This window comes from Bacillus sp. FSL K6-0073 (assembly GCF_038006085.1).
Taxonomy (GTDB): domain Bacteria; phylum Bacillota; class Bacilli; order Bacillales; family Bacillaceae_G; genus Bacillus_A; species Bacillus_A cereus.
On sequence record NZ_JBBOUN010000002.1, the window covers coordinates 63603 to 89466 of the forward strand.

The window sequence follows — 25864 nt, forward strand, 5'->3', positions numbered from 1 at the left end:
GACTCTATTTTCATTTTAGAAAGGACAGCATAACTTTCTCTGTTTCTTCTTTACTTAAATCACCTGCAATAATAAAGACTTGAAAAGCGCTATTCTTTCCTTTTGCAGGAACAATCATTTGCATTACTTTATAGGTTTCCTCTGTATCAAGGCTTTCAACTAAGGTTATTTTTGTACCTTCTAATTCATAATTTGTTACCTTTTCATTATAATCCGCTTTTTTATTCGAGAATTCTATTCCCTCAGCAGTAACTGCAGATTGGTGCACAATATATACATTATCTTTACTTTCATTTTGATATTCATAAATAAAATCGGGATTCATTTTTCCAGTAGTCATCGGTGTATTAACACCTTCTCCAGTTAATTTAAACCCTTTTACCACATAACTTGGGGTGTTAATTGGAAAATCAACATATTTCTGTGCTTCCTTTTTAGTTAATCTAAAATGCGAATGAATTTTCTCTCTAAATGGTCCAATTTCTTCACTGTTTTTCTCATATTTTTTTTCCTCTTCTGGGTCTAACTTTTCAGGACTTCCTACTTGCCTTACTTTTTTATCTAAAATATGTGCTTCTGTTTCCAATGTAATGAATCGATCAAATTCTTCTTTCTTAAACAGATTCCTCGCCACTCCAATCTCTGTAAGTAAAGTATTATAGTCTCCTTCGGAAACAAAAAATTCTGCTTCTGCTTGTTCTTTTGTACCAATCATTTTTTCTACAATCCGCTGTATAGGAGCATCTGTTCGTGTTTTTAATTCTTTCATATTATTTTTCACTTCTAATTGTTGTTTCTCAGGGTTAGTCGGCTGATCAGCACGGGCGTTTAATAAGGATACAGATGATACTGCAATCACTGCCACAGCGCCTATCGCAGACCAACGATATGATTTTTTTTGGAATTTTTTAATCATTAGAATTCTCCTTTTTAACGCTCTCTTGTTTTTACTAAAATTTGCTATACTTGGTACTTGATAATAACTTGAGTAGTGTTCCAATAGACTAATAATAGTATGTCCATACGCAATTTGTTCCTCTGAATCTATACATGTAAGAGCTAATGCATCGCATGCTAGTTCTTGATCTTCCCGCATACATGAGTAGGCATACCATAGAATGGGATTAAACCAATTTAAAATGAGTAAGCCATGCATAAGCCAGTTCACACCAACATCTCTTCGCTTGATGTGAGCTAATTCATGATAAAAAATATATCGTAACTGTTGTTCATCTAATATTTCCATATGTACAGTTGACAATAACAACTTGGGACGAATAAATCCGAACACTGTTGGACTGGAAACCTTTCCAGATACAAATAGAGGGATATTCCGTTGAATAGACATAGAGCGCTTACACTTTTCAAAAATTTGGATAATCTTTTCATCTGTAATAACAGGTTGTTTTTTTATGTAAAGTAATAAACGCCTGTTCATTATAAAAGTAGCAAAGCATAGAAGGATAACTCCAGTAAGCCAAATATATATAAAGATTGTATAGAATGGAACCGTCTTTTCATTATTGTATGTTTGTGTCTTATTTGTCTGAGTAGTTTGTGTTGAACTTGAGGTATAAGTATCTTCTTTTGTGAGATCCTTTGTATTATCTATATTCTTCAATTCTTGCATACGTTCTTTTGTAAGAATACTAGCTACAGGGTTTTGGCTAGAAATAAATGCATCATCATTCTTGTAAGTAAGAACAGAATAGATACTATAGGAACTATCTGGCGACCAAGGTAATACAAGTCTTATAATTAATATGATCCATAGCATATACTGCCAGCGTGGAGTTAACGTATTTCTAAACAAGACCTTAATACACAAGATTAGTCCCACTAATATACTAGCCATAATAGAAGTCTCAATCATCCAATCAAAAAAAGCAGGTAGATAGATATTTATAAATTTTTCTATCACTATAATCTATCCTTCCTCTGATTTTCCTCAGTTTTCTCGTCCAAAATACGTTTAAGTTCGTTAATATCTTCTGAAGACAGCTTTTCTTCTTTTAAGAAATTTACAAGTAAAGGTTTAAATGCTGCACCATAGAAACGTTTAAGTAAAGATTTCGTTTCTACCTGTAAATAACTATCTTGCGATACCAAAGGATAATAAGAGTACAAACGCCCTTTATCTTGATGATAAGCCACTGCTTCTTTGTGAACTAATCGATTAATCAACGTTCGAATCGTTTTCGGTTTCCAATCCATTTTTACCTCCAACGCTTCAATTACTTCATTTGCTGTTTGTGGAGATTTTGACCATAATACTTTCATTACTTCTAATTCAGCCTCCGAAATTTTAGGTAATTCTTTCATTGTTTAAAATTACACCTCTCTGTATTACATTTGTAATCTATAACTGCATATTACACTTGTAATCTCGCGTTGTCAATCGTATTTAATGTTTGTAGAATCCTTTCCTATGCCCATTAACATAAATTTAGACTATCATTTTCTCCTAATGAGACAAGAAAGCAGATCTTTCATAAATATTTTTTGTTACTAATATAGACTTAAATTTTAACTTCAAACTTTGTGCATTTGTTGTTATATAAAGGCATGAACATGGAAGCTTTTTAGACAAAATAGTGGATACTATTTTATAAACAATAGCTTCTGTAAAATTTAATATTATTATATTATAAAGACATTTACTTACTCTAAATCATAAGTAAATGTCTTTTGATTAAAAGATAGTTATTTCTATTAATAACTCCCAGTGGGAAATCCAACAATATAATTAACTATTTAAATTTAACTGTTAATCAGACTTAAAAATTGCCCTATTTTAATAGCAATTTTTTATTATTTTCACATTATATTTGATTGCTCTTTGTCTTGCTTCTCGATAGTAAATTTTGAAACTAATGCTGACAATGCTTCTACTTTTTCTTTTATTTTGTTAGATTGATTCGATATCTCCTTGATTGATGCTGCTTGTGATTGGATAGATTGTACAGTTTGAGTTGTTTCCTTAGCTACTTGCGTGGCAGTTTCAGAAACACTGGACATAGAGGCATTGACTTCTTCTGTACCCGCAGACATTTCTTCTGTCGCTGCAGATACTTCTTGAATTTGACTAGTGATTTTATTAATAGCCGACATAATAGATGTGAATGCTTGATCTGCTTTATTAGCTGTTTCTTTTCCTTCTGAAGCTTTTTGTTGACCTCTTTGCATTGCAACAACTGTATCTTTTGTATCTTGTTGAATGGCTTGTATTAAATGATTGATTTCATATGCAGATGTTTTAGACTGCTCAGCTAAATTTCCTACTTCTGCTGCCACTACTGCAAATCCTTTTCCGTTTTCTCCAGCACGTGCAGCTTCAATTGAGGCGTTCAAGGCAAGAAGATTTGTTTGTTCCGCAATATTAGTGATTGCATCCAGAGCTTTATCTATTTGTTGCGTACGTGTAACAAGCCTCTCAATTACTTTAGAAGTTTCTTCAACAACCTCATGAATACTATTCATTTGAATTATAGATTTTTTTATCACTTCACTACCAGAATTGACTTGTTCTGCTGTTGTGACAGCCACTTCTGTAACCGTTGTTGAAGATTCAGCTACGGTTTGAACTCCAGTCGCAATTTCTTCCATTGATGATGAACTTTCTTGAATACTTGTAACTTGTCCTTCTATTTTTTTATCAACCTCAGATATTGTTTGAACAACTTCTCTTGAAATATGGGATGCTCGTTTAGTATCTTGCAACATTCCATTGGTAGAAGAAATAACCTCTTGTGTTGTGTTTTTTACTTCCCCAATTAAGTGTTGCAAGTTATCCAGCATACTATTAAAAGACTTCACAATGCTTCCCAATTCATTATTTGATTTATAAGAAGTACGTATTGTTAAGTCACCTTTAGATACTCGCTCCATATCTTTTTCTAATAATACAATTGGTTGTTTAATCGCACTTTTAATGATATAGCCAATAAAAACAACAATTGCAATTGCTATAATGGAGATACTAATAAACAGCATCATGGTATTTGTTGCACTGTCAGTATTATTTTTTTGTAATTGATCTGCATTATTAGTATTAAATTGGATAAGTTCGCGAATTGCCTGAATTGACTTTTTCATATTAGGATCAACCTCTTTTAGGTAATAAGCATATGCTTCTTCATTATTAGATTGTCCCAAATCTTGCACTTTTTTCAGTTGTGTTCTTAAGTCTTTGAATATTGTATAAAATGTGTTATACAATTCCTTTTCTCTATTAGAACTAACTCTTGTCTCAAACTTCTTTAATAACTGATCAGTTTCTGCACGAGCTACATCTATTTCTGTTAAAAGTTCTTTTATTCGTTTTTCATCTTTTGATAGGATCGTTTCCTTTACATTCATATTAATAAGATAAAAATTAGACTCTATAGCTCCTATCCACTGAATTGGCAATAAACTATCTTCATACATAGTAGTAGAAGCATGCTCTCCTTTTTTAAGGCCCCAAAATCCTAGTATAGATAATATGATACAAGAGACACTTGCTATAACTACCATTACGTTTAGTGTTGTTCCAATTTTACTGTTTTTTAAAAACGACAATTAAATCCACCTCATTGTTATATAGTAATTAAGTAATTGAATGTATAAAAATAAAAACCATTTAATTAATTATTTATATACATTGAAAAAACCTATATTTAAATTTAATAATAAAAAATAAATGGTTAAAAGAGCGTGTTGTTATATATTTAGGTCAACGCGCTCTTACATATATTTTTAAACCTTATATCAATTTCTTATTTCATTCATTTAACTCATAATTACTTTTTATATTTGTTTATCATGCCAGAAGTTTATCGGAAAATGATTATTCTCATCATATGCTTCAAATTCATACCCTTTTTCTTTTAATCCTTTTATAATTGCTGGAACTGCCGCGACAGATTGTGGATGTATATCGTGCATTAAAACAATTTCTTTTGAAGACGTCGCACTTGCTAAGACATTTTGAACAATTTTTGCAGCTGCTACATCAACGGGTAATTTATTGTATTTCCAATCTAAAGAATCAATTGTCCAATCCCATACTTTCAAATTATTTCCTACCACTTCATTTCGAAGTGATTCATTTAAACCAGGCATTGATCCATATGGTGGACGTGTTAATTTCGGTGTGTTTCCAATAACGTTTCTAATTAAAGATTGATCTTCTTTCATTTCCTTCACATATTCCTGATTGGTGTATAGCTTTTTAAAATCATGTGTCATACTATGCATGCCCACATAATGGTTTTCTACATGCTCTCGTTTCACTAAATCTGGGAACCTTTTCACATTATCGCCAATTAAAAAGAATGTTGCTTTCACATCATTTTTCTTTAGTACATCTAATAGATTAGCTGTATATTTTCCTGGTCCATCATCAAAAGTTAAATATGCAACTTTTCTTTCTTTACCATCAAAACGACTAGGTATCAATTTTTTCAATTCATTTTTAGGTAGACTGCTCACTTGTTGAACACTGTTTACCTCATTCGCATTTACCAGCTTAGGATTCGTAATAGATTGAAACATGTAATACCCTATTGCTACTAATGTAATAGCCAACAATACACTTATAATTCTTTTTTTCTTAAGCTTAATTTTCATATTATAATCTTCTTTCTATCCTATTATTTCACTTTATGTTGTTTAATTATATTATCCTATTAGTTTATAAAGTTATTTAACTTATCCAATGTCAATTTTGGATTACTTATTTTAATAATCTATATAGGTAAAAATTAGTGTCCTGCACTAGCATTCATGCCATTTCCTATGATAGTTAGAACCAAAGGATATAATACTGGTCCTAGGGTAAGGAAAATGTTTAAAATTACAATAAATGTATATAACAGGCTGTAATTTTGACTATTTTGATGTACAAATACTAGGATAACTAATGTTATTATAGTAATGAAATGTAGTAATAACATTATCAACCAATAATACATCATTATAGTAAGATTCGCCTTTCCTAATAGTTGGCATGTTATCCCTATTATTATTCCTAATACTGTAGAATTAAAGGAAATAAACAAAATTCTTTTTAATATTCTAGATAATGTTTTGTGATCCACAGTTTTATTATATAAGCCTATTAAAATGCCCAAAGATAGATATGCCAGTAATAACCCTACCCAATCCCAGATCCAATCTTGACCTCCCATTAAAGTAAACAAAAGCGAAATGACCCCTCCTACTGCAAGAATCAAGGAGATTATAATGTTAGCTAAAGCTGATTTCATAATGTTTTCACTTCCTAAAAAATTTTATAATAAAGCATTGGTGTTTACTCATATGTTGTCATTTATTTATTAGAACTTCTTTTTAATTAACTGAGAATCTGTTTACTTGTATTTTCTTCCATTACTTTTTTTAGAATCATACTTCCTCCTGCTCCCTATACAATTTGTGTACCTTGATTCAATTTATGTTTTAAATCATTATTTTGTAAAGAGCCTCTCCCCCACTTTATGCAATTTAATAGGTCTAATCATTCCTGCTAATATTGTTGGTTCTAGCTAAATAACCTCTTTACCCACTATTTTTTTTAATAGTTTATATAAATGATTATCACCAACTGTATATGCCCCACATAAAAATGGTTCCATTGCTTCCCCTACAAACCCAAATGCTATTCCAAGTGCCAGTCCATCCGCTATTGCATTATTGTCAATCCCAAAATCTTATACAGAAATTCAATCATATAATCAGGTCATCATACTTAATAGTTCACATGGAAAAATAAGTATCAATCATTTCTCGTCTTATTTACTATTCTCACAACTATGCAGGTGCTTGAAAATTAATCATACTTTATTATAATTAAGTATATTAACAATATGTTTAGTATAAGTGAATAACATTAATTTTAATTTTATTTACTTATTTAAAGGGGATTACGCATATGAACAATATTAATATCGGTGAAAAAATTATGATATTTAGAAAAGGTGCTGGATTAACTAGTAAACGGTTAGCTGAATTAGCTGATATAACACCTTCCATGTTAAGTCAGATTGAGAAAGGAATCACGAATCCATCCTTACAAACACTAAAACTAATTTCTGCAGCATTAAATATTGCTTTATTTAATTTTTTCTTAGAAGATACCATTACAGAAGAATTAGTTGTAAGAGCTAATCAAAGAAAAAAAATAACTTTCCCTGAAAGCGGCAATGTTTCGTATGAGTTATTATCACCTAATTTAGATGGATCACTGGAATTAGCTTTAATGAATCTGTTACCTCAAACCGCTTCTTCTATGGAGCCTATGGCACATAAAGGTGAAGAAATAGCATTTGTTATGGAAGGACAAGTAAAACTATATCTAAATGATGAGGTTTTACTTCTTAACCCAGGTGATAGTGTTAAAATCCCACCATACGTAAAACATAAATGGGAAAACACTTCTTTACACAAAGTCACTGTTATATTTGCAGTAACCCCACCATCTTTTTAATTTCAAGTACTAGCGCATAAAAGTTAGAGAAAATAATTCTCTAACTTTTTTGTGTACATAACTATATTTAAAAAAGTAAAAAACTTGTCTCATAATTATATGTCATTTAAATCTAAACGATTATGAGTAGTGAAAGAGACCTTTCTAATTACATACTTAATTTACTTTTTAATGTCCAGTATTTTTCTCCAGTAGTGTCAAAAGAGAATTCCACCCATCCATTTGGATCTTCACGATAAATAAAGATGTTTGTTCCACGAGTTACTGTACCAACTTTATTTTCCTCGACTGCTACATCTGATTTACTTTTTATTTTTAAGGTAAAAGGATACGGTACATGGTAATAAGCAGCTGTTGATACAACATTTGCTGTTGTCCCATCTTCATACATGTTATATGGAATTTTATTAGATAACGCTTCAACATCTAATGTTTCAGGATTTTTTGGTAATTTTTTTGCAGATGTATAGTCTTCCGCACGGAAAGGTTTAATACGTTCCATAATATTTGCAATTTTTCCAGCCCAGCCTTTGTCTGATGCATATTTTACGTTCATACCAGCTAATGTTGGTCCATTATAATGCATGCCATCTTCTTCTAAATATCTTTCTCGTACATAATTGGCATTATAAGCAATACTGTCACCGTAGGTTGGTAAATATTTTGCATATTTAAACGGATCCTTATCATACGCGCGTAACCCAAATAAATTGTGTTTTCGATATGCGATTTCTGATTTTCCATATCCAGACTCTAAAATTGCATGTGCTGCTAAATACTGTGCATTGACACCGTATTGATTTTGCGCATTAATAAAGTCTTGCCCATGTCCAACTAACGGACTATCTGAATGGTATTTTGCAATAAAACTATCAATCTCTTGGGCTGTAATTTTCGAAGCCACTGTTAAATTTAAATCCTCATACGAAGTAGCAGTACTGATTTCTTTGTCTTTTAAACCATTATTTTGATTTTGTTGTAACATATCAGTTTTAGCAGTAAGTTGAGCGGCCTCGGCGCGTGTTATAGACCTATTTGGTTGCCAACCATTATCAGTACCATTGGAAATATTTAAGTCAATTAAAATATTGGCATACTTTTCTCCCCAATGCCCTTTTAAATCCTCAAATTTACTTTGGTCATTATTATTTGCTGTACCTTGTAATTTATAAGCATTTACTAGCATCGTCGCCATAGCAGCACGTGTAACTTTTCCAGTTGGATTGAAAAGGCCATTCCCTTCGCCTTTAACAATGCCAGCTTTTTCAGCTGCAGCGATATAAGGGGTAGCCCAATGGTTTTGTGCATCTGTAAAGGATGGTTTTGCATCAAAGTCAATTTGTATACCTAATACTTTTGTCATAATTTTCGTAGCGGAAGCTCTGTCTAATGAATCATGTGAACCAAAAGTTCCATCTGGATAACCAATTATGACTTGTTTATCCACTAAATAGTTTACAGATTGCTCTGCCCACTTGGGAACATCAGGAAATTTGTGAGTATCTGCAAATATATTAGATGAGTAGGATAGTAGACTTCCTGCAATAATTCCTGTAGCAATTAACTTGGATTTCATAAAATATTCTCCTTCTAAATCTTAATTTCTATCCATTTTCATGCATTTAATTTACATTATTCCTTTATTAAGAATTAGTAATAAAAAATTGCAATAAATGTTGGTGAGCTTATTGAATAATTAACTATATTGTTAATGGACAATATATATAAAGAGTTGCATAAATAAAGGTTCTTTCCCCAACAGATTATATAGAGAAAAGATTTTCTATCATTTTCTATCAATATGTATCTTTTAAAAATTTTTAAGCATAACTTACATTTGGTTCAACGATTTTAGCCGCCTGTATATAAGTGTCAATGAACAAATATAAGTTTATATTCAATTTTTTTAATTAAATTCAAGTTAGTTTTGTATACTTGTTAAACTAGTATACAAACTTGAAAATCAATCTCAATTAATCACGATTAATTATAGTTAAGTATACATTAATAAGTCAACACCTATTAATTTTCAGTAAACAAAATTAATTTATACTGATTTTTTATGTAAATATTGAACATTTTTGTAAAAGTTATTCATTGACACTCATACATATAAGTAACTATAATCGTTACACCAAATTGAATAGATGTCAGCAACATCACAAACATATAAATATAAAAATAAAAAATCTCAATTTGGTAATACAATAGATTGGTAGAGGTGTGTATTTTTATGAAGCGCAAATTAATTACAACAGGTATCCTTGCAGGAGCTATATTATCTTATTCTTCTAATATTTTAGCGGATACTCACAAATTTCCTGATGTTCCCAAGTGGGCAGAGCAATCTGTAAACTATTTAGTGGATAAACAAGTCATAATTGGTTATCCAGATGGAACTTTTGGCTCAAACGTTACGTTAGATCGAGCTTCCGCTGCAACAATTATAACAAAAGCTTTAGGAATAGAAATTGATCCCAAAGCCAAACCTTCTTTTACAGACTCTCAAGACCACTGGGGCGCTCCGTATATTGCTGCAGCTGAAAAAGCTGGCATTGTTAATGGCGAAGGGAATAGCATCTTCAATCCATCCGGTAAAGTAACTCGCGCTGCTATGGCGACAATGCTAGTAAATGCTTATAAACTACAGAATACAACACATGATAATGACCAAAGTAAATTTGAGGATTTAAAAGGACATTGGGGAGAAAAGTATGCCAATATTTTAATTGACTTAAATATTTCCAATGGTACGGATAACGGATGGCAACCAAATAGACTCATAACACGAGCTGAAGCCGCTCAACTTACTGCTAAAACTGATATGCTGTCAAGAGAAATGAATAGTGAATTAAAAGAAAAAGACTATACAAGTACTAATACTCTTCTAAATCAGCACCAAAAACTTTCAGGCAAAGTCATTGAAAAAACGGATGATGGATTGGTTGTTTCTGGTAAAACTTCAAGTGTATACGCTATTGTTTCTTCCCCTGAGGTACTTAAAGATATTAAGATTGGGGATACCGTTACCATTTATGCTCCTATGTTTATAAGCACAATACCAGGTGATCCAGCTACAGCTAAATATGCAATTGTTCAAAAAGAAAATGAAGAAAACGTGTTAAAAAAACAATATAAAATGCACACTGGAAGTGTAATCAATAAAACGAAGGAAACTGTCCAAATTTCTAGTGAAGACCTGACTGTTACTGCTGTTGTTTCTTCTGAAGTGCTTGAGGATATTCAAGTAGGGGATACCGTTACTATTTATGGGGCATCCTTTATGAGTAATATGGCAAGTGGTGAATTATCAGCTAAAGCTCCAATCATTGAAAAGTTGGCAAAATAAATATTAGGTTTCCAATGGGAAAATCCCCATACTAATAAGTATATAGATGCTATTTCTCTAATAACTATGGTTGTGTTAGTTATTTAAAATTGATATAAATTTTCTTTGTCTAAAACTAAAAACAAGAGGCTTCTTACAATTAAGAAGCTTCTTGTTTTTTGTATAAGTGAATGAGATTTATAATTATTAAAATGGAACATTTTATCCCCTATAAATCTATTTTTTTAGAATACTTCCATGGATATTTTATTATAAGCTAAGTAGTTTAAGGTTTCTTGTTCCTAGTTCAAAAAGTTTAGACGTTCATGTCACATTATTGAGACATGAACGTACCTACAAAATTTATGATAATGGCTATTTATCAACGAATGTTCATTAGATTTTAGTATAGAGATTTATGTCTTTCTACACTAGTAGCAAAACGTCATAATAAAAGTAAAAGAACCACCCAGACGTCTGCCAAACGTAAGAAAGGTGGTTCAAAGAAAAATAATTAAACTTTGCAATATACCACCTAAAGACAGCGGTTACAAATCAGACGGGATTTTACCAGCATCTCGTCTTTTATTATTATGCACATAGTTAGTGAGTTAAAACCTTTAATAAAAGGTTTATCTCTACACTCTCATTATACATTTTATCTCATTGGAGAACAATATCATCTTGTTTGGTATTTTTTATAATGAATTCTAGATTGATACTGCTTAAGACTTTTTTATTTTGGTGAGCTTTTTTCAACTATTTCTTTCTTTATATATGTCTTTTAATACCGCTTCATTTATTTTCAAATCCGATTTATCAACTAAATTCTTCTATATATAGGATTGTCCTTTTTATCTTTGCATTCCTTTTATGATAATTTGAGATGCATTGAGTTGGTGACTTGCACTACCTTATCAAAATTAATTAATTCAAGCTAATCCGAACATATCAGATGTAAATTTTTAATAATTTCCCTCTACAAATAAGAACTTCATTCGTTTCTGCATTCGCAAAGTAACAAGTGCACTATGTCACCAGTATGGCTTTGAGAATCTCTAGTTCTTCTATCTCTAAGTTTGGCTATCTTGTCGCTCAATAGACAAACGAATTGAATTTCATGGTAAAATAGTAAATGTTTTTAAATAAGGGGATGGAGGGGTTTCAAGTGAAACTTAGAAAGATTTTTATGATTTGTTTTTTATTTATATTCACATTAACTATTGTGACTGGTTGTAGTTCTTCACAAAGTTCTACAACTGTAAAAAATGGAAAGGCATCTTCGTCTTCGAAGAACGTGGAAATTGAAGTTGAAAATGCTGAGTACGTATTACCATTAAGTGGGTCAATAGGAGGAATAAATAAAGATAAAGTATTGAAATTCAAAGTGAGTTTAAAAAATAAAGGGGATGAAATGTTAGAGATATCACCTTATCTCTTTACACTATATCAAGGTGATGAAAAAATGAAGAAATATGATAAGGCTGATTCAGATAAATTACGTTTAATAGAATTAGAACCTGGTAAAAAAACAACGGGGATTCTCTACTATGAAGTAAATAAGGCCTCATCATATGAGCTCGTTTATTCCAATGAAGAAACAAAAAAAAGCGACGATGAAACAGAAAAAGTTTCTTTCAAAATTGATACGCAAGAAATAGAAAAGAATACAAAAGACTTAAACAAGCCAGCTGAAGCTCTAAAATCCTATATAAATGCTATTTATTATGATAAGGATATAAACAAAATTAATAAATTATCCGGTGAAGATGGAAAACAATTTACTCAAAATATACAACAAGAATTTAAAAAAGATGCACTGTCCAGTACGCATAATGGAATTAGTGACCAGGAATTTGAAAACTATTATAAAAAGTTGAAATCTGTATTGCAGGAAAAAGTTACATTTAAAGTAAAATCAGTAGGTTCTTCTCCTGAGGAAGATAAAGTTGAAGTGGAATTAAAAGTGAAACCATTATTATTAAGCGAATTGCAACCAAAATTAAATAAGGAAAATGAAAGATTGCTAAAAGAAAATCCAGGAATTGAACAGCCTAAATTATTTAGCCAATCGTTTGGTTACTTTATATCTATTTTGCCAGAAGCAAAAGTTTCAGATAAAGAAAAAGTAATAAAGGTTGAGATGGAGCGATATGGAAAAGAACAATGGCGTTTTTCAAAAGATAAAGTAAACGATTCAGAGGACGTAATGGAAATAATGGGAGAATTTTTAAAACAATAAAAAGATATAAGCGAAAACGAAGTTTGCAACAACCAAACTTCGTTTTTTCGATTTATAATGACTTACAACAACTTTTACCTCCAAAACGATAAAAACACAAACTTTCCATTTAGAGAATATTTTAAAATCTTAGCTTGGTGGGCATGTGGGCCTGCCAACAAAACGCGAATTTCGTACGCTAAGGAATTATTAGGTGTCTTTTTTGATATAGGCCATCTTATAGTAATGCGATATCAATCAATAAAATGGATTATATAAATAACTAATTATATTTTCCATGTACCTTAACTGATATAATGTATAAGGCAATTATTGATTAATAGTACACATTATTAGGGGGACATAAGTAATGGTAGAAATAATCGCGGCACTAGTTTCACTAGTCGTACATTTTATTAGTTATCTCTTTTCAACAGGAGAAGACAAGAAAAAAGCAAAAGCAGATTTAAAAGAAATTGTTACTGGTTCTAATGGGAAAATGTTGGTAGTTTTTTTTGGAGGTGCAGTAGTTACAGGAATTGTTGTAGTCATTTGGATTTTATCAGAATAAACCTTTCAGTTATTTTAGCCTATATAACGTATAGGGCAGTTATTAGTTAATCAAGGGTATATATTTGTCAGGATACTTACGTTGGGAAGATTTTCAATTAGTTATGCTGCAAATCTGCTTACTTTTATTATCATATTGCTCTTGATGTCATATATTTTTGATCCTATTTATTTTTACCAGAATGATTTGCCTAACTTATTTGGATTCATTATAATTCTCATCATATTTGGTAGTATACTAGATCTTGTAGTTTGCCTAATTGGAGAATTATTATAAAGGAACATAAAACAATGTAGGAAGTTTCAATTTGAAATTCCTGTATTTATAGGAATAGTTGTTATCTATGTAGTTATACTCTCTCTTTTTACTATTACTAGGTCATATTCGTCTAGTTTGATTACGCCTATTATTTATAGGTTCCTTAGCTTTTTATTTAGTACGTAGAGAAATATAATTAAATTCCAATAACGAATTTCACGTCAATTAGTCTCTCATGTGGGGGCTAGTTTTTTTCTTAGCGTGGGGGTTTTCCAGAATAATGAAGATCCCCCTTTTAGAATTTTTATGGTCGATTTCTCAATATAGATATTATTGTTAATTGTGAAATGTATATGGAAATCGAAAGTTACATATACTACTATGAACAATAAGATATCTTGCAATATATTTCTCTTTGTGAAAAGATAAGATTCTACTATCCAATCTTATCTTTTTTATTTATTAATTTATAATAGGGATACCACCACATGACCATTTTCATGATTAGTTCGTTTTACTTTTAATACTGTCAGTTGCTTTTTTAAAAAGTTTCATTGCCTGTTCTGCTTTGTTATTTGCTTGTTCAAACTTACTATTATTTTGTTCTTCTAATGCTTCTGAAAGTAGTCGCAGAGCATCCCAGTAATTATCCATTGCCTGTTTTATCTTTTCCTGTTCAACTTCTAACTCTTTAGGTGCCTCAAGGTATTTCATGTCTCTTACGTGTGTTTTTGCTATATCCAAACTCAGTTGGATTTCACTTTTCTTTGACTCATAATCCTTTACATCTGAATGCCCTATATCTTGTATCAGTCTGATAACTTCATCCATCTTATTTGTATTTCCTACGATGGCTGCTTTGTATTTATCAACTTCTGAACCACTAACTTTTTCATTTAAATCATCCTCACGATGACCCTCTTTCGCATGTTTCTGGTTCTCTTCCTTTACCTCTTGCTCTACATCAGGGTATTTTTCGTTTATCCCATTAAATACTGTCTCCCATTTAGAAACACCATCATCTATCCCAAACATACCGTTTTGTATGATTTCTTTTGCTTTATCCTTATCATATTCACCATCATACTTACGGTCATCATACTGTCTAACTGCATCTTCTACTTTTATTAGGTGTTTTCTAATCTCTTCTACCCCTTCTTGTATTAAGAATTGGTAATCTTCATACTTTTTAGGTGGCTTGATTTTTTCAAAACGGTTTATATCCAAACTAATGTGACTAATTAAGGAATCTATCTCACCTATGTAGACACCCTCTTCTGTAAATAATTTATCAGTTTTCTTTTCTAGTTTTTTTAAATGATACTGGAATTCTAAGTGTAGTTCAGTCAAACGATAAGGGTAATCTTTTTCAGATACCTTTATCTTCTTTTCACCTTCCGTGTCTGATACATTTGATTTACTTTCTTTACTACTTGATTCGTCTTCCTTACTTCCCTGTTCATACTCAATTCTAGACAATGCGTTTCTTAGTTGGTTTTCAATGTGTTCATCACTATAGTGCAATTTCTTTAGGTCAGATACCATTTTATCTGCATCATAATACTTATCTACTTTTCTATACTCTGACTGTGTAAGTCCATATGTATTTAATGTACAACCTACTAGCATGAAACTAACACTTAACCCTGCTAATGCAATACCTTTGAAGGATCTATTCATATTCATTTACCCCTTTATATTTTCGTATTCTTTCTCCATCCATAGACAGTCCATTATGAAAGTTTTCATTATAAGTATTGTTTGCTATTATTGTTTTAATTTCCTCACTATCTGTTTCAGCCCTAATTCTACTCATTTACCGTTTCAGTATTAGGCTTCAATTTGGATTAGCATTGCAAAAAAGGACATACCTATTCTTATAATCGTTGACTATATATCCTTTTATTATTTTATAGTGAAATAAATAATGAATCAAAGTAATTTTGTGAAAATTATACAAAAAACCCTTAAATTATCGTTTGCCCAACACTAGATAATCTAGTTAAAGAAAAAATACTAGAGAATATAGTAATGTAGTAGTCTTTAGTATCTTTTCATAGTATTTTAACGACTATGCAATATGGAGGGATAAAAAAAGGACCTCTTACGGAAAGATAAGAGGCCATCAAGAAGATAAAAATGTTGTATTTGAAACACGCGAGTTTCTACTTCACATTATAACATAATATATCTATATATTTAATATATAGATTAATACATTTGTTCAAACTAATAAGTTTACGATAAATACATTATGTAAATTAATGATTTTTGATTCTTTTGGATAAAAATGAACTTTGAAATTCATGTACTCATTCCAGATTCCACACAAGAGGAATGCAGAAAACGGACATGCAATGTGTATATTTGATTACAAGACGTGACATAGAAAGAAGGGTTTCTTCACTACACTGAAGGAGACTTTTAAATTTTCACAATATTAGTATTGTTAGAGATTATCATATATATTATTATAAATAATGTTATATTAGTAAATTTTGGTATTATTTTTTCCAGCTTGTAAACTATGATACTTGGAGGCGTTGTTGTGCGTAATAAATGGAAACTTGGACTAATGAGTACCCTTCTTGCCTGTACCACCTTTACATCTGTTGCATTCGCAGCAGAAAAACCAGTCGATCAACCCAAATGGGAGGAATGGTTAAACGGACATGCAAAAATATTAAATGAACCAACTTCCCAAACAAGAGAGGATTTATCATTTCTTAAAGAGGCCGTACAGGACAAGCGCATTGTTGTACTTGGTGAAAGTACGCATGGTGCAAAGGAAATCAATCAATCCAAAATACGTATGATTAAGTACTTACATGAGGAAATGGGATATGATGTGATTGCATTTGAAACAGGGCTTGGAGAAGCAGCAGCTGTTCAGCAAAATTTTGATAACTTAACCGCTACGGAAGCGATGAAACAATCTTTATACCCTGTATGGCAAACTGAGGAACTTGAACAATTATTTACCTATATGAAAGAACAAAAAGAAAAAGGGACGCCACTCACATTAGCTGGTTTTGATATGAATTTGTTTTATAAATCTTCATTCCGCTCTTATGCAAAAGAATGGTTGCAAAAAGTAAATCCTGAAGTGGCAAGTGAATTTGATACAGCAGTGTCAGAGTTGATTGAACTGGATAGGTATTACAATAAAAATAAAACATATCCCTATGATCGATTTAAAATGGAAATACAGCCCGTAATTAACAAGTTTGAAAAGGTTAGAATGTTTATTCAGAATCATAAATCTGAATTGATTCTAGTTGCACCACATCCTACGTATGATGTGAATTTGTTTGAGAAATCAATCAGTATACGGATTGATGCGATTAAAACGCATCTAGATGCTGATATGAAAGTCAGAGGTGGCATCTCCTCACCTAACCTGACAGACTATTCTTTTTATATCCGAGATCAAAAAATGGCACAAAATTTCGCATGGCTCACTGAAATGCAATATAAAAATAAAAAAATTATTGTGTGGGGGCATAATTATCATATTCGAAAACAAAATTCAAAAATGATATTAGACTTTACGAAGGTGCAGCAATACAATTATGTTGGCCCAAATATGATAGATTATCTTCCACAGCGTATCAAAGACCAAATGTACACAATCGGTGTATTTGCGTATAGTGGAAGCAGTTGGGATGATGTTAATGAAAATGTTATTCCTGTACATAATGAACATGAAGAACAAAGCGTTGAAAAAATCATCAGCACTGTAGGAAGTCCCCATGTTTTCGTTAACTTAAAAGGAGAAAGTAACCGACCAGAAACTTCATGGATGTTTACTCCTACTGCAGCAAGTTATTGGGGAAATAAATTAAAAGAAGAAATCATGATTCCGACAGAACAATATGATGGCATTCTATGGTTAGAAAAGACGACTCCTTCTGTACTGAAGTAAAAAATAAGAGCCTCCGATAAATTAATGGGGGCTCTTTTCTATTCATATTCTTTTATTCAATTACCGGATAATTTGTTAAACAAAATCGACTCCTCACATCTCACATGATTCGAATTTAGGTTCATTTGTCATTGACTTCACTTCCTATTCCATCTTATTATTCCTACCTGCTCTTTCCTCATCATTGTATATAGATTCTTCTGTACAAGAGAAAAAAGAGGCATTCTACACAAGTATGATACCTGCTATAGAATGCCTCTTTTTTCACAAATTTATATTACGATTAAACTTTCACAATGTTACTTACTGCTAGGAGTTTACGCTTCTTTTAATCTTTCAAATGTAGACGTATTAGTTCCCATCTTTGGCACAAATACTTAATGTCGTTACCTTTAGCGCCTGCTTCTCTTGGTGAGACATAAATAAGTAATCCTGTAATGTTCCTTTAAAGACCTGAACCCCGTTCGAGTATGCGATAACAGTTTTATCAAAATTTAACGATGTAAGTGTAGACATTAAGTTTTTCACTTTATTTGTTCACTCCTATTTTCCATTCAGATTTTGTAATGGTTCCGTCAAAGTTGTATGTAATCTCTAATTGGTCATAACCACTCTTATAGATATGCTTCGTACTCGTTCCATTTGGCTCAGTAGCATCTGTCCAAGGTAGGTTACTATCATCTATCTCACGAAATTTTACACCCTCCTTAGCTACTTGTAACATGTCCTTACTAGCCCATCTCGAAAGCTTCGGTTTAATTAGTTCTTTGTATGTCTCCTGCGCTTCTGAACTTCCAAGAGAATTGAGATTCGCATATGCTTTCTTTTCTCGGGTTGCATATTGCTCCTCTTTGAGTGTTTCCTCTTCAGATTTCTCTGGCTCCGTATCTTGAATTGGCGTCTCTTCCACTTTCTCAACAGGTGTTTCTTCAGCGATATCAACTTCTGCAGGTTTTTCCTTAGGTGGATTCTCAATCGCATCTAGTTTAGTCGTCAGCTTAATGTAATTAGTTTCTAGTTCATCATACTCTTTGGCTAATTTCTCTGACTTTTCTCGATAAAGTTCTACTTGTGACGATAATCTATCGTTTTTTTGGTTATAACAAGATGTCAGCCCGAAGAATAGGAAAACTACTGCCCCATACTTTGCAACAGTCTTTCCTTTAATAGATTGTACTTTCTCAGCAATTGTTGATTTCTCTGATTTCATAATTTGTAATCTCTCCCTCTAGTTACTCGATTATCTATTTATAACGATTTAGTTACATGTAAAATTTTACATGACTAGACATCAGATGTCCAGTTGACTACCCTAGACAATTAGTCATTTTTTTATTTAAGCTTTTAATGTAAAGATACAATTCACGTATTTCACCACTGTTTAATGACTACAGCGTGTTTCTAACTTAATGAGGTCTGACCGTATTCCAATCAACCTAACACTTTATAGTGCCCTAAGAACGAAATTTTTTTAGTAGAAATGATAGCGGTACATTATTAATTACATGAAAAAGTCCCGATCATATCGATAATTTTATTAGCTATACATATTTTCTTGGTTATTTCAAATGTAATCTAAAAAAGAAAACCCCGTAAAAAGTGATGCTTTTTTACGGGGTTTGAAAAAGAGTATAATTATTTTACAGTTAATCAGATGTCCTAGTGAGCTGAAAAGCATATGAAATATAATATGGGATAGTATCGTTGGATTATGTTTAACGATTCGCTTATCGAAAATAACAACCTTATTATTTCTTTACGGGGTCCCACCAGCTGATTTGATTTGGGTATCTTGGTTTTTAAAAAAGGCACTTGAAAGAGGGCTTTTATAATTTCTCAATAACTGAAACTACTTAATGCAGTAAAATAATAATTGGATTGGCGCCCAATTCTATATTAAGAAGGTTCAAATCGCAAGAAGGCACCTTTGGTGCCTTTTCTTTATACAATTTTATAATGTATTATAGATGTTTTATAGTGCTTGAGCGTGATATTATTCAAGTTTTTTCGTAGAGAATGCGTAAATACAAACAAAACCAGTAATACATCTTTTCTGTGCCGTACTGGTTTTGTTTAAGATCATCTTAAATTGTAGCTAGTTCACCGAGATTGCAAATTCCGATTTCGGTGCCCCAGCGAATACGATTGTTCCGTTCTTCGGCAGTTTCACCTTGTTATTGTCACTCACGATGGTAAAGTTGACGCAAACTCCCTTCTCATCATACACCGCAAATGAACCTTTTGACGGCAACGTCACGGTAATCATTTTCTCTGTTGCCGCTTGCGGGATTGTAAACCATTTCGCATGCCCATTTTCTCCCAACGTAACTTTGGATGATTGGCCTATATCAATCGGTTTTACATTAGATTCACTTACGTATAACAACCCAGCCATCTCCATATATTCATTTCCACCTTCTGTATAAAAGTTCGTTTCCCTCGTATCACGGCCATTCATCACAGGAATTTGGAGTTGGTGCGTTGCGGTATTCGGACCTGTAATTTTTCTACCATCCCAATAGCCTGCTGGGCCTTCCTTACGATTAATTTGTGTAGTAAGAAGTTTCGGTTGAACAAGATATTGAATAGAGCTAAATTTCTCGTTTACAAGATAGAATTTAACGCCTTCCCTCTTTGCCCATGCAGCAGCGGTTTTCTTCGATAGCACGTTGTCTTCTAGTTTCTCAGCTAAATAGTGGGTCATCACATTTTGCCCTAAACCTGGATACGATTTATATGCGCTCTCCTTCAAATAAGTTCTTCCATTCCTCTCGGTTACGAAATTGAGCTTAGAAGTACCCTTCTCATTAATAAAGCTTCCATCAGCAGTATATACATATTTTTCTTCTCTACTAGATGGTAAGGATAGTTCTCCGTTCTTCGTAATTTCAATTTTAAAATGAGTTTCGCTATTGCCATAAAATCCTGCTTTCTTTGCTACACCTTGAGGCATTTTGACTTTGACCGGCTTGCCAAAGGATTTATTTGGCTTGATGTCCTTAATAGTACCTTTTTCTTTAAGCGTGGCGAGCAGCAATTCAGTTGCCATTAATTGATTTGTAGAGCTGCGGCCACCAGATGACAATACAGCCGCTGCTATTTTCTGTTCCGGAAGCACGACGAGTATAGCATGTTGCAATGCCGTATCACCGCCCTTTGCCAAAGCTTTAATCCCATATTCACTGAATGGGTATAGGTTCACACTATCCCAGCCAAGACCATAGTTAAAAATATTATCTCCAGTCCCCGGCCACATTCCTTTTTTATATTCCTCTTGCTCCATCGCCTTTACTACCTTATCAGAAAGGATGCCTTTTCCCTGCCCCATAAATAATTGTGAGAATCGTACCAAATCTTCTGCCGTAGAAGATATGCCTCCCGTACCAATTACATTCACTGATTCAATTGGAAGTTGTCCTTGATACGCCGGGAAATATAGTCCGGCCCGATTTTCGTCTCTCCATTTGTCCTGCGGCGTTTTCGTATGATTCATCTTTAAAGGTCCTGTAAAGCTTTGATGTAGAAATTCGGTAAAGCCCATACCACTAACTCTTTCCACCAAAATTTCGGCTAACGTAAAGCCATCGTTACAGTATACCGAGAAAGCACCAGGGTCCGCCTTCAAGTTCTGATTGGATAATTGCTGCAACAAGGCATCATGGGCATAGGTATCATTATCGTTAAATAAAAATGCATTACCTAACGTAGAACCTTGCAAGCCAGAGGAATGATTCAATAACATTCGCGGTGTAATACACTTGTACCGACTGTCTTTCATCTTAAAATCAGGAATATAACGGGCAACGGGAGCATCCAAATCAACTTTTCCTTCGTCGACCAATTTCATTACAGCCGCTGTTGCATACATTTTACTGACTGAACCAATCCCATATAGAGTATCTTTGGTTAGCTGCTGTCTCCCTTCCATATCGTTCTTGCCAGTCTGACCCGACAAAATAAGTTTTCCATTATCAATTAGCGCATACTGCACGCTATTCGCTCCATGGGACTTTGTAAGTAGCTCCGCCTTTTCTGCTGCAATCTTCTTCAGTTCCTGACTAGCTAATTCTTCACCAGCTACAACTGTAGTCTTACTTTCAGAAAATGCTTTTGCTCCTGTTGGTAGAATCATAGTTACCGCTAATGCAGTGGCTAACACACCAGTTAGATTATTTTTCACCATGTAATTACCTCCTTAAATTAGTAATCGTTTTCATTTGTTTCACTATGAAAATATGATAAAATTTATCCGTTTTCCCTTTTGTCCTACTTGCTAAATTCAGCGAGTAAAATATTTTTAAAAGGATCAGGGGTATCCGCTTTAAGGCTGTTCAAATTGACAGCCAATGTATGCTTGCCTCCAAGTGTGCCCCCAGCAAAAGTTAAAAAGCCAGGAATGGTTCCTCCATGCCCCCATATCGATTCACCGTTTGAAAGCTTCATTTTAAAAATTCCAAGCCCGGAATCACCAAGTTCATCTACTCCTGTAGGGACTGTTGTAAGCATTTGCTTTAGTTGCTGTTCTTTTAGTAATTTCCCCCCAAGTAAGTAAGAAAAGAATTTGTTTAAATCATCAGCTGTTGAAATCATATCACCGGCAGAGCTCGCCATACTTGGATTATAATAAGTAACATCTTTTGGCTCACTTGCTCTGTCTAATTGGACATATCCACGGGCATGCTTGGTTCCTGGAATCACAGTTGAATTCCCAGGTAAGAATGTATTCCATAATTCAAGTGGTTCAATAATACGTTTTTCAATCTCTTCCGCATAACTGTTCCCAGTTATTTTTTCAATAAGGATCCCTAGTAATACGTATCCTGTATTGGAATACGCCCAGCTCTTTCCTGGAGTAAAATCTGGAGGCATGGATATTCCCATCTTTACTAATTCTTCAGCAGTATAGGATCTTTTTGTATCCATCATATTAAAATCCTCTGACCTTGTGTAATTAGCGATACCACTTGTGTGATTCAATAATTGCCGGATAGTAATCTGTTTATCATCATATCCATTTCCTTGAATGACACCAGGCAACCATTTTTCAATAGAATCGTCTAAATTCAAGCGGCTTTCTCCTGCTAATTGAAGTACAACTGTTGCAGTGAACGTTTTTGTCACGCTGCCAATTCGAAAACGAAAGTCTGTTTTCATTGGTTTCTTAGTATTTAGATCTGCTACCCCAGCTGCATGACTCCATGTTTTTCCACCCTCAAAAGTTTTAACAAGTATCCCTGGATATCCAAGTTGCAATGTATCCCCCATTGCCTTTTTGACAGAATTATGATTCCTTTGACTGCTTTTTTGTAACGAATTAGATACATTTTGAATGGACTCCGCTTTTACAATTGAGGTTGGAGTTGTATATAGTAGGGAACCTCCAGTTATTAAAAGGGCTAAACCTGTAAATGTAATTTGACGGTGCTTTTTCATCAAAATATTCCTCTCCCCTATTTATATCGTATAGATGTTTTTTGCTGTTTTTCAACTAATCACACAGCTTACATCTTACCCAAAGACAAAAGGGCGCTATTGAATTTGTAATCATTCTTATGCCCATTATTTCACAAACAAATTTCTGACCTGAAAATAGCCTATCCTTTTTTACATGTATGTTAACCTTTGTAATGTCTCTTTTCTTCCATACAAGTCTTATTAATTGATTTGTTTTTTCATATAAATTTACAGTATTTGTTCCTCCTCTCACTCTTCTATACATTTTAATCATACACAATGAAAATCTCTTTTTTCTTACCTCTTCCTTACAAATTCCTTACGTTCAAAATCACTTTTATAAAAACAAAGAAACTGGAATTTTTGGAAATGGAATGAAATTCAAACGCATCTAAAATACAATAAAATTATATATATACATAAATGCATTTACATTTTTATATGATAGTGCTATCATATAATTAACCAAGAAGTATCCAACAAATTATTATTAATCACTACATTTTCTTTCAGAATAAGTCAACTTATAAAAAGACACTATATTATACATAGTGTCTTTTTATATGCTCTAATATTAATTAAACATAAATGGGTTTATATACAATTGAACACTTCACGCTCCTTGAGGAAGGAGCCTACTTAACTAAAATGATAAAAAATACTAACAATCTTATTGTTTATTTACAGCTTATTACGTCAATAAAGAAGATAAAGGGTTTGTTGTTTCCATCCCTAAAAATCTTAATTTTTAAATAAAAAAAGAAAAACACTCCCGAGAGTGCTTTTCTTTTTAACAAATATCAACTATACTGTTTTTACTAGGAGTTGATTTTAGAATATGATCTCCTAGGCTTAGATAATACTTTTTATTTAATAAACCGCAAAATTGGCTGATTTTGTGGTTTATTTTTATGGGCGATAAAATTTAACATGGCCACCATCACGATCGAACCAACCTCTAAATGCCCAGTTAATCCATCCACCATCACCTTTATTCGTGAATTCCCCATCCTCAAATACCCAAATTCCAAAAGTGATTCCATCATATACTGTTGTTCCAAAGAATTTAACACCGTTAAAACGATCCTCATAGTTTTGGTTTAAGTTAAAAACCATAACATTATAACGTTGACCTGCAGAATAAAATGTTGATTCCATTACACCTTTTACAAATCCTGAACGATTAGTTTGACTATTAATAGCATTCCTAATCAGATTAGCGATACCTAATACATCTATACTTACATCTAAATTCGCACTAGCTTTTGCTGCATTTGGTAACTTAGACTCTACAAAATTAGTAGGTAATTCAGTAGATAGATTAGTAGGAATATTAGTTTTAGCAGGAGAGACCTCAGCTGCACTTGCATCTGTTGGCGCAAACGCTCCCAAACCTCCTAAACCGATAGTTCCGGCTAAAGCAATGTTCACTAACTTTTTCATTTTTTTCATAAAAAAACCTCCTTTAAATTTTTTATAAGGTATTAATCCTTACACCTCAAAGTATATATTCCTTATACAGAAGAGGCAAATGATTTAATTGAAAAGAAAATAAAGTTTTAATAGTCTAAAAATTAATAAATATGCAAATAAAACTATTATAAATGCATATAAACAACTGAATTTAATAGATATATACATTAAAAAGAATGAAAAACCATTAACTGAATTTTTTGTAAATAAATGAAAAAACTTTTATTTGTTTTAGTGCCTTAGATTCTTATGGAAGAAATACTTTCATTGTGTACAACGAGGTAGAGTCACATCGCTATCAAGCTAAAAGATTATACAAAAACTCACAGAGAAATATACTAGAGCATTTGATGAAAAAAAGAGCCCTCATAAGTTGCGTCATACATACGCAACTTATCATTATAATGAAAATAAAGATTTGGTTCTGTTGGAAAATAAAATGGGGAATAATTCGATGGAAACTACATCTCTTTATACGAATATTGATGATACTAAACTTCGAGCTACAATTGAGCGTTTAGAACAACGTCAATTAGAAGAAAGTGATGAAATTGATACATGACATGAATTATCTCTCTAAGGGATAAGAATTTAATATATTAATCTATCTATAGCGATAATACATTGTAATTTATAAAAGAGATACAGTGGCTTTTTATGTATTTGATAAAGAGAAGTCCATATTTTCTGTTCGTTAAATCGGAATTTAACGAACACTTGGATAGTGGGAGTTAACCCCTCCCCCCATCTTGTTGTACAAAGACATGAAAGTCTAAACTTTCATTTTTGGGACTTGATTGGGCCAAGAAAATTCAAACTAAAGTTTTGTAGATTTCCAGAACTAAATACATGTAATCTTGTGTGAACGTATAGGTATAAATACTATGTTACTTTTATTTATAAAGAAAAGACACCATAAGGTGCCTTTCTACTCTGTAACAAATTTAAAGACATAGTACATAAAAAATAGACAAGATAGATATGCTAGTCTACCAGCAATCGATTCTCTCATGAATTTCATAAGTATGACTTTGACAAGCAATGCTAAGAATAACGGTATAAACAGTACCATAGCAAGTTTGATCGCTATGTCATTTATTGTTGGATTAAATGGTTCAAAATTAATTATAATATTCACTTACCCTTCTATTATCCGTTTATTAATATAA

The 25864-nt window shown here is 32.5% G+C and carries 17 protein-coding genes and 3 pseudogenes; 7 read left to right on the forward strand and 13 right to left on the reverse strand.

The features are described 5' to 3' along the window. Positions 1-10: 10 nt before the first annotated feature. The 5 genes from MHB52_RS28395 to MHB52_RS28415 form a co-directional block, all read right to left on the reverse strand. A complete protein-coding gene (locus MHB52_RS28395; RefSeq protein WP_061663972.1) occupies positions 11-1921 on the reverse strand; it encodes a M56 family metallopeptidase in 1911 nt (636 codons plus the stop codon). Next, a complete protein-coding gene (locus MHB52_RS28400) occupies positions 1921-2322 on the reverse strand; it encodes a BlaI/MecI/CopY family transcriptional regulator (protein WP_000661422.1) in 402 nt (133 codons plus the stop codon). The genes MHB52_RS28395 and MHB52_RS28400 overlap by 1 nt, the downstream gene beginning before the upstream one ends. A 495-nt stretch (positions 2323-2817) precedes the next feature. Beyond that, a complete protein-coding gene (locus tag MHB52_RS28405; RefSeq protein WP_061663973.1) occupies positions 2818-4560 on the reverse strand; it encodes a methyl-accepting chemotaxis protein in 1743 nt (580 codons plus the stop codon). Positions 4561-4788: 228 nt separating this feature from the next. After that, positions 4789-5610, reverse strand: a complete 822-nt coding sequence (locus MHB52_RS28410; protein WP_061663974.1) for a peptidoglycan-N-acetylglucosamine deacetylase — start codon at positions 5608-5610, stop codon at positions 4789-4791. 134 nt (positions 5611-5744) lie between these two features. Then, on the reverse strand, positions 5745-6248 hold the full coding sequence (locus tag MHB52_RS28415) for a DUF3902 family protein (protein ID WP_061663975.1): 504 nt from the start codon (positions 6246-6248) through the stop codon (positions 5745-5747). Between the two features lie 662 nt (positions 6249-6910). Between MHB52_RS28415 and MHB52_RS28420 the strand changes: the two genes are divergently transcribed. Next, complete coding sequence (locus MHB52_RS28420) at positions 6911-7465, forward strand: helix-turn-helix domain-containing protein (protein WP_061663976.1); 555 nt, start codon at positions 6911-6913, stop codon at positions 7463-7465. A 148-nt stretch (positions 7466-7613) separates the two neighbouring features. On the opposite strand, the gene MHB52_RS28425 is transcribed toward MHB52_RS28420, so the two are convergent. After that, positions 7614-9041: an S-layer homology domain-containing protein gene (locus tag MHB52_RS28425; RefSeq protein WP_061663977.1), complete on the reverse strand. Its 1428-nt coding sequence runs from the start codon at positions 9039-9041 to the stop codon at positions 7614-7616. Between the two features lie 657 nt (positions 9042-9698). Here MHB52_RS28425 and MHB52_RS28430 point away from each other — a divergent pair. The 4 genes and pseudogenes from MHB52_RS28430 to MHB52_RS28445 form a co-directional block, all read left to right on the forward strand. Beyond that, positions 9699-10808: pseudogene (locus MHB52_RS28430) on the forward strand (S-layer homology domain-containing protein); the annotation flags it as partial. 1153 nt (positions 10809-11961) lie between these two features. Next, complete coding sequence (locus tag MHB52_RS28435) at positions 11962-13035, forward strand: DUF5105 domain-containing protein (RefSeq protein WP_061663979.1); 1074 nt, start codon at positions 11962-11964, stop codon at positions 13033-13035. Positions 13036-13384: 349 nt separating this feature from the next. Next, on the forward strand, positions 13385-13585 hold the full coding sequence (locus MHB52_RS28440; RefSeq protein WP_061663980.1) for a hypothetical protein: 201 nt from the start codon (positions 13385-13387) through the stop codon (positions 13583-13585). An 81-nt stretch (positions 13586-13666) separates the two neighbouring features. Then, positions 13667-14039: pseudogene (locus MHB52_RS28445) on the forward strand (hypothetical protein). A gap of 308 nt (positions 14040-14347) precedes the next feature. On the opposite strand, the gene MHB52_RS28450 reads toward MHB52_RS28445, so the two are convergent. Beyond that, positions 14348-15529 carry a DUF7018 domain-containing (lipo)protein gene (locus MHB52_RS28450; RefSeq protein WP_033685758.1) on the reverse strand — a complete coding sequence of 394 codons (1182 nt, stop codon included), beginning with the start codon at positions 15527-15529 and terminating at the stop codon, positions 14348-14350. 862 nt (positions 15530-16391) lie between these two features. On the opposite strand from MHB52_RS28450, the gene MHB52_RS28455 reads away from it, so the two are divergent. Continuing rightward, on the forward strand, positions 16392-17768 hold the full coding sequence (locus MHB52_RS28455) for an erythromycin esterase family protein (RefSeq protein ID WP_061663981.1): 1377 nt from the start codon (positions 16392-16394) through the stop codon (positions 17766-17768). A 351-nt stretch (positions 17769-18119) separates the two neighbouring features. Here the strand turns inward: MHB52_RS28455 and MHB52_RS28460 are convergent, their stop codons facing one another. The 5 genes from MHB52_RS28460 to MHB52_RS36880 all read right to left on the reverse strand — a co-directional run bounded on the left by MHB52_RS28460 (position 18120) and on the right by MHB52_RS36880 (position 24674). Continuing rightward, on the reverse strand, positions 18120-18296 hold the full coding sequence (locus tag MHB52_RS28460; protein WP_153600683.1) for a hypothetical protein: 177 nt from the start codon (positions 18294-18296) through the stop codon (positions 18120-18122). Between the two features lies 1 nt (position 18297). Continuing rightward, positions 18298-18978, reverse strand: coding sequence for a hypothetical protein (locus MHB52_RS28465; protein ID WP_061663982.1), 681 nt, complete (start codon positions 18976-18978; stop codon positions 18298-18300). Positions 18979-19863: 885 nt separating this feature from the next. Beyond that, positions 19864-21948: a serine hydrolase domain-containing protein gene (locus MHB52_RS28470; RefSeq protein WP_061663987.1), complete on the reverse strand. Its 2085-nt coding sequence runs from the start codon at positions 21946-21948 to the stop codon at positions 19864-19866. An 86-nt stretch (positions 21949-22034) separates the two neighbouring features. After that, complete coding sequence (locus MHB52_RS28475; protein WP_061663983.1) at positions 22035-23201, reverse strand: serine hydrolase domain-containing protein; 1167 nt, start codon at positions 23199-23201, stop codon at positions 22035-22037. A gap of 930 nt (positions 23202-24131) precedes the next feature. After that, on the reverse strand, positions 24132-24674 hold the full coding sequence (locus tag MHB52_RS36880) for a hypothetical protein (protein WP_000738326.1): 543 nt from the start codon (positions 24672-24674) through the stop codon (positions 24132-24134). A gap of 334 nt (positions 24675-25008) precedes the next feature. On the opposite strand from MHB52_RS36880, the pseudogene MHB52_RS28485 reads away from it, so the two are divergent. Then, positions 25009-25257, forward strand: a pseudogene (locus MHB52_RS28485) (tyrosine-type recombinase/integrase); the annotation flags it as partial. A 366-nt stretch (positions 25258-25623) separates the two neighbouring features. On the opposite strand, the gene MHB52_RS28490 reads toward MHB52_RS28485, so the two are convergent. Next, positions 25624-25833 (reverse strand): hypothetical protein, encoded by a 210-nt coding sequence (locus tag MHB52_RS28490; RefSeq protein WP_001021331.1) that lies wholly within the window; start codon positions 25831-25833, stop codon positions 25624-25626. Positions 25834-25864 lie beyond the last annotated feature (31 nt).

Coding starts and splice junctions, on each gene's coding strand:
- MHB52_RS28400 (WP_000661422.1), bottom strand. CDS start 2,322: ATGAAAGAATTACCTAAAATTTCGGAGGCTGAATTAGAAGTAATGAAA.
- MHB52_RS28410 (WP_061663974.1), bottom strand. CDS start 5,610: ATGAAAATTAAGCTTAAGAAAAAAAGAATTATAAGTGTATTGTTGGCT.
- MHB52_RS28415 (WP_061663975.1), bottom strand. CDS start 6,248: ATGAAATCAGCTTTAGCTAACATTATAATCTCCTTGATTCTTGCAGTA.
- MHB52_RS28420 (WP_061663976.1), top strand. CDS start 6,911: ATGAACAATATTAATATCGGTGAAAAAATTATGATATTTAGAAAAGGT.
- MHB52_RS28425 (WP_061663977.1), bottom strand. CDS start 9,041: ATGAAATCCAAGTTAATTGCTACAGGAATTATTGCAGGAAGTCTACTA.
- MHB52_RS28440 (WP_061663980.1), top strand. CDS start 13,385: ATGGTAGAAATAATCGCGGCACTAGTTTCACTAGTCGTACATTTTATT.
- MHB52_RS28450 (WP_033685758.1), bottom strand. CDS start 15,529: ATGAATATGAATAGATCCTTCAAAGGTATTGCATTAGCAGGGTTAAGT.
- MHB52_RS28465 (WP_061663982.1), bottom strand. CDS start 18,978: ATGAAATCAGAGAAATCAACAATTGCTGAGAAAGTACAATCTATTAAA.
- MHB52_RS28475 (WP_061663983.1), bottom strand. CDS start 23,201: ATGAAAAAGCACCGTCAAATTACATTTACAGGTTTAGCCCTTTTAATA.
- MHB52_RS36880 (WP_000738326.1), bottom strand. CDS start 24,674: ATGAAAAAAATGAAAAAGTTAGTGAACATTGCTTTAGCCGGAACTATC.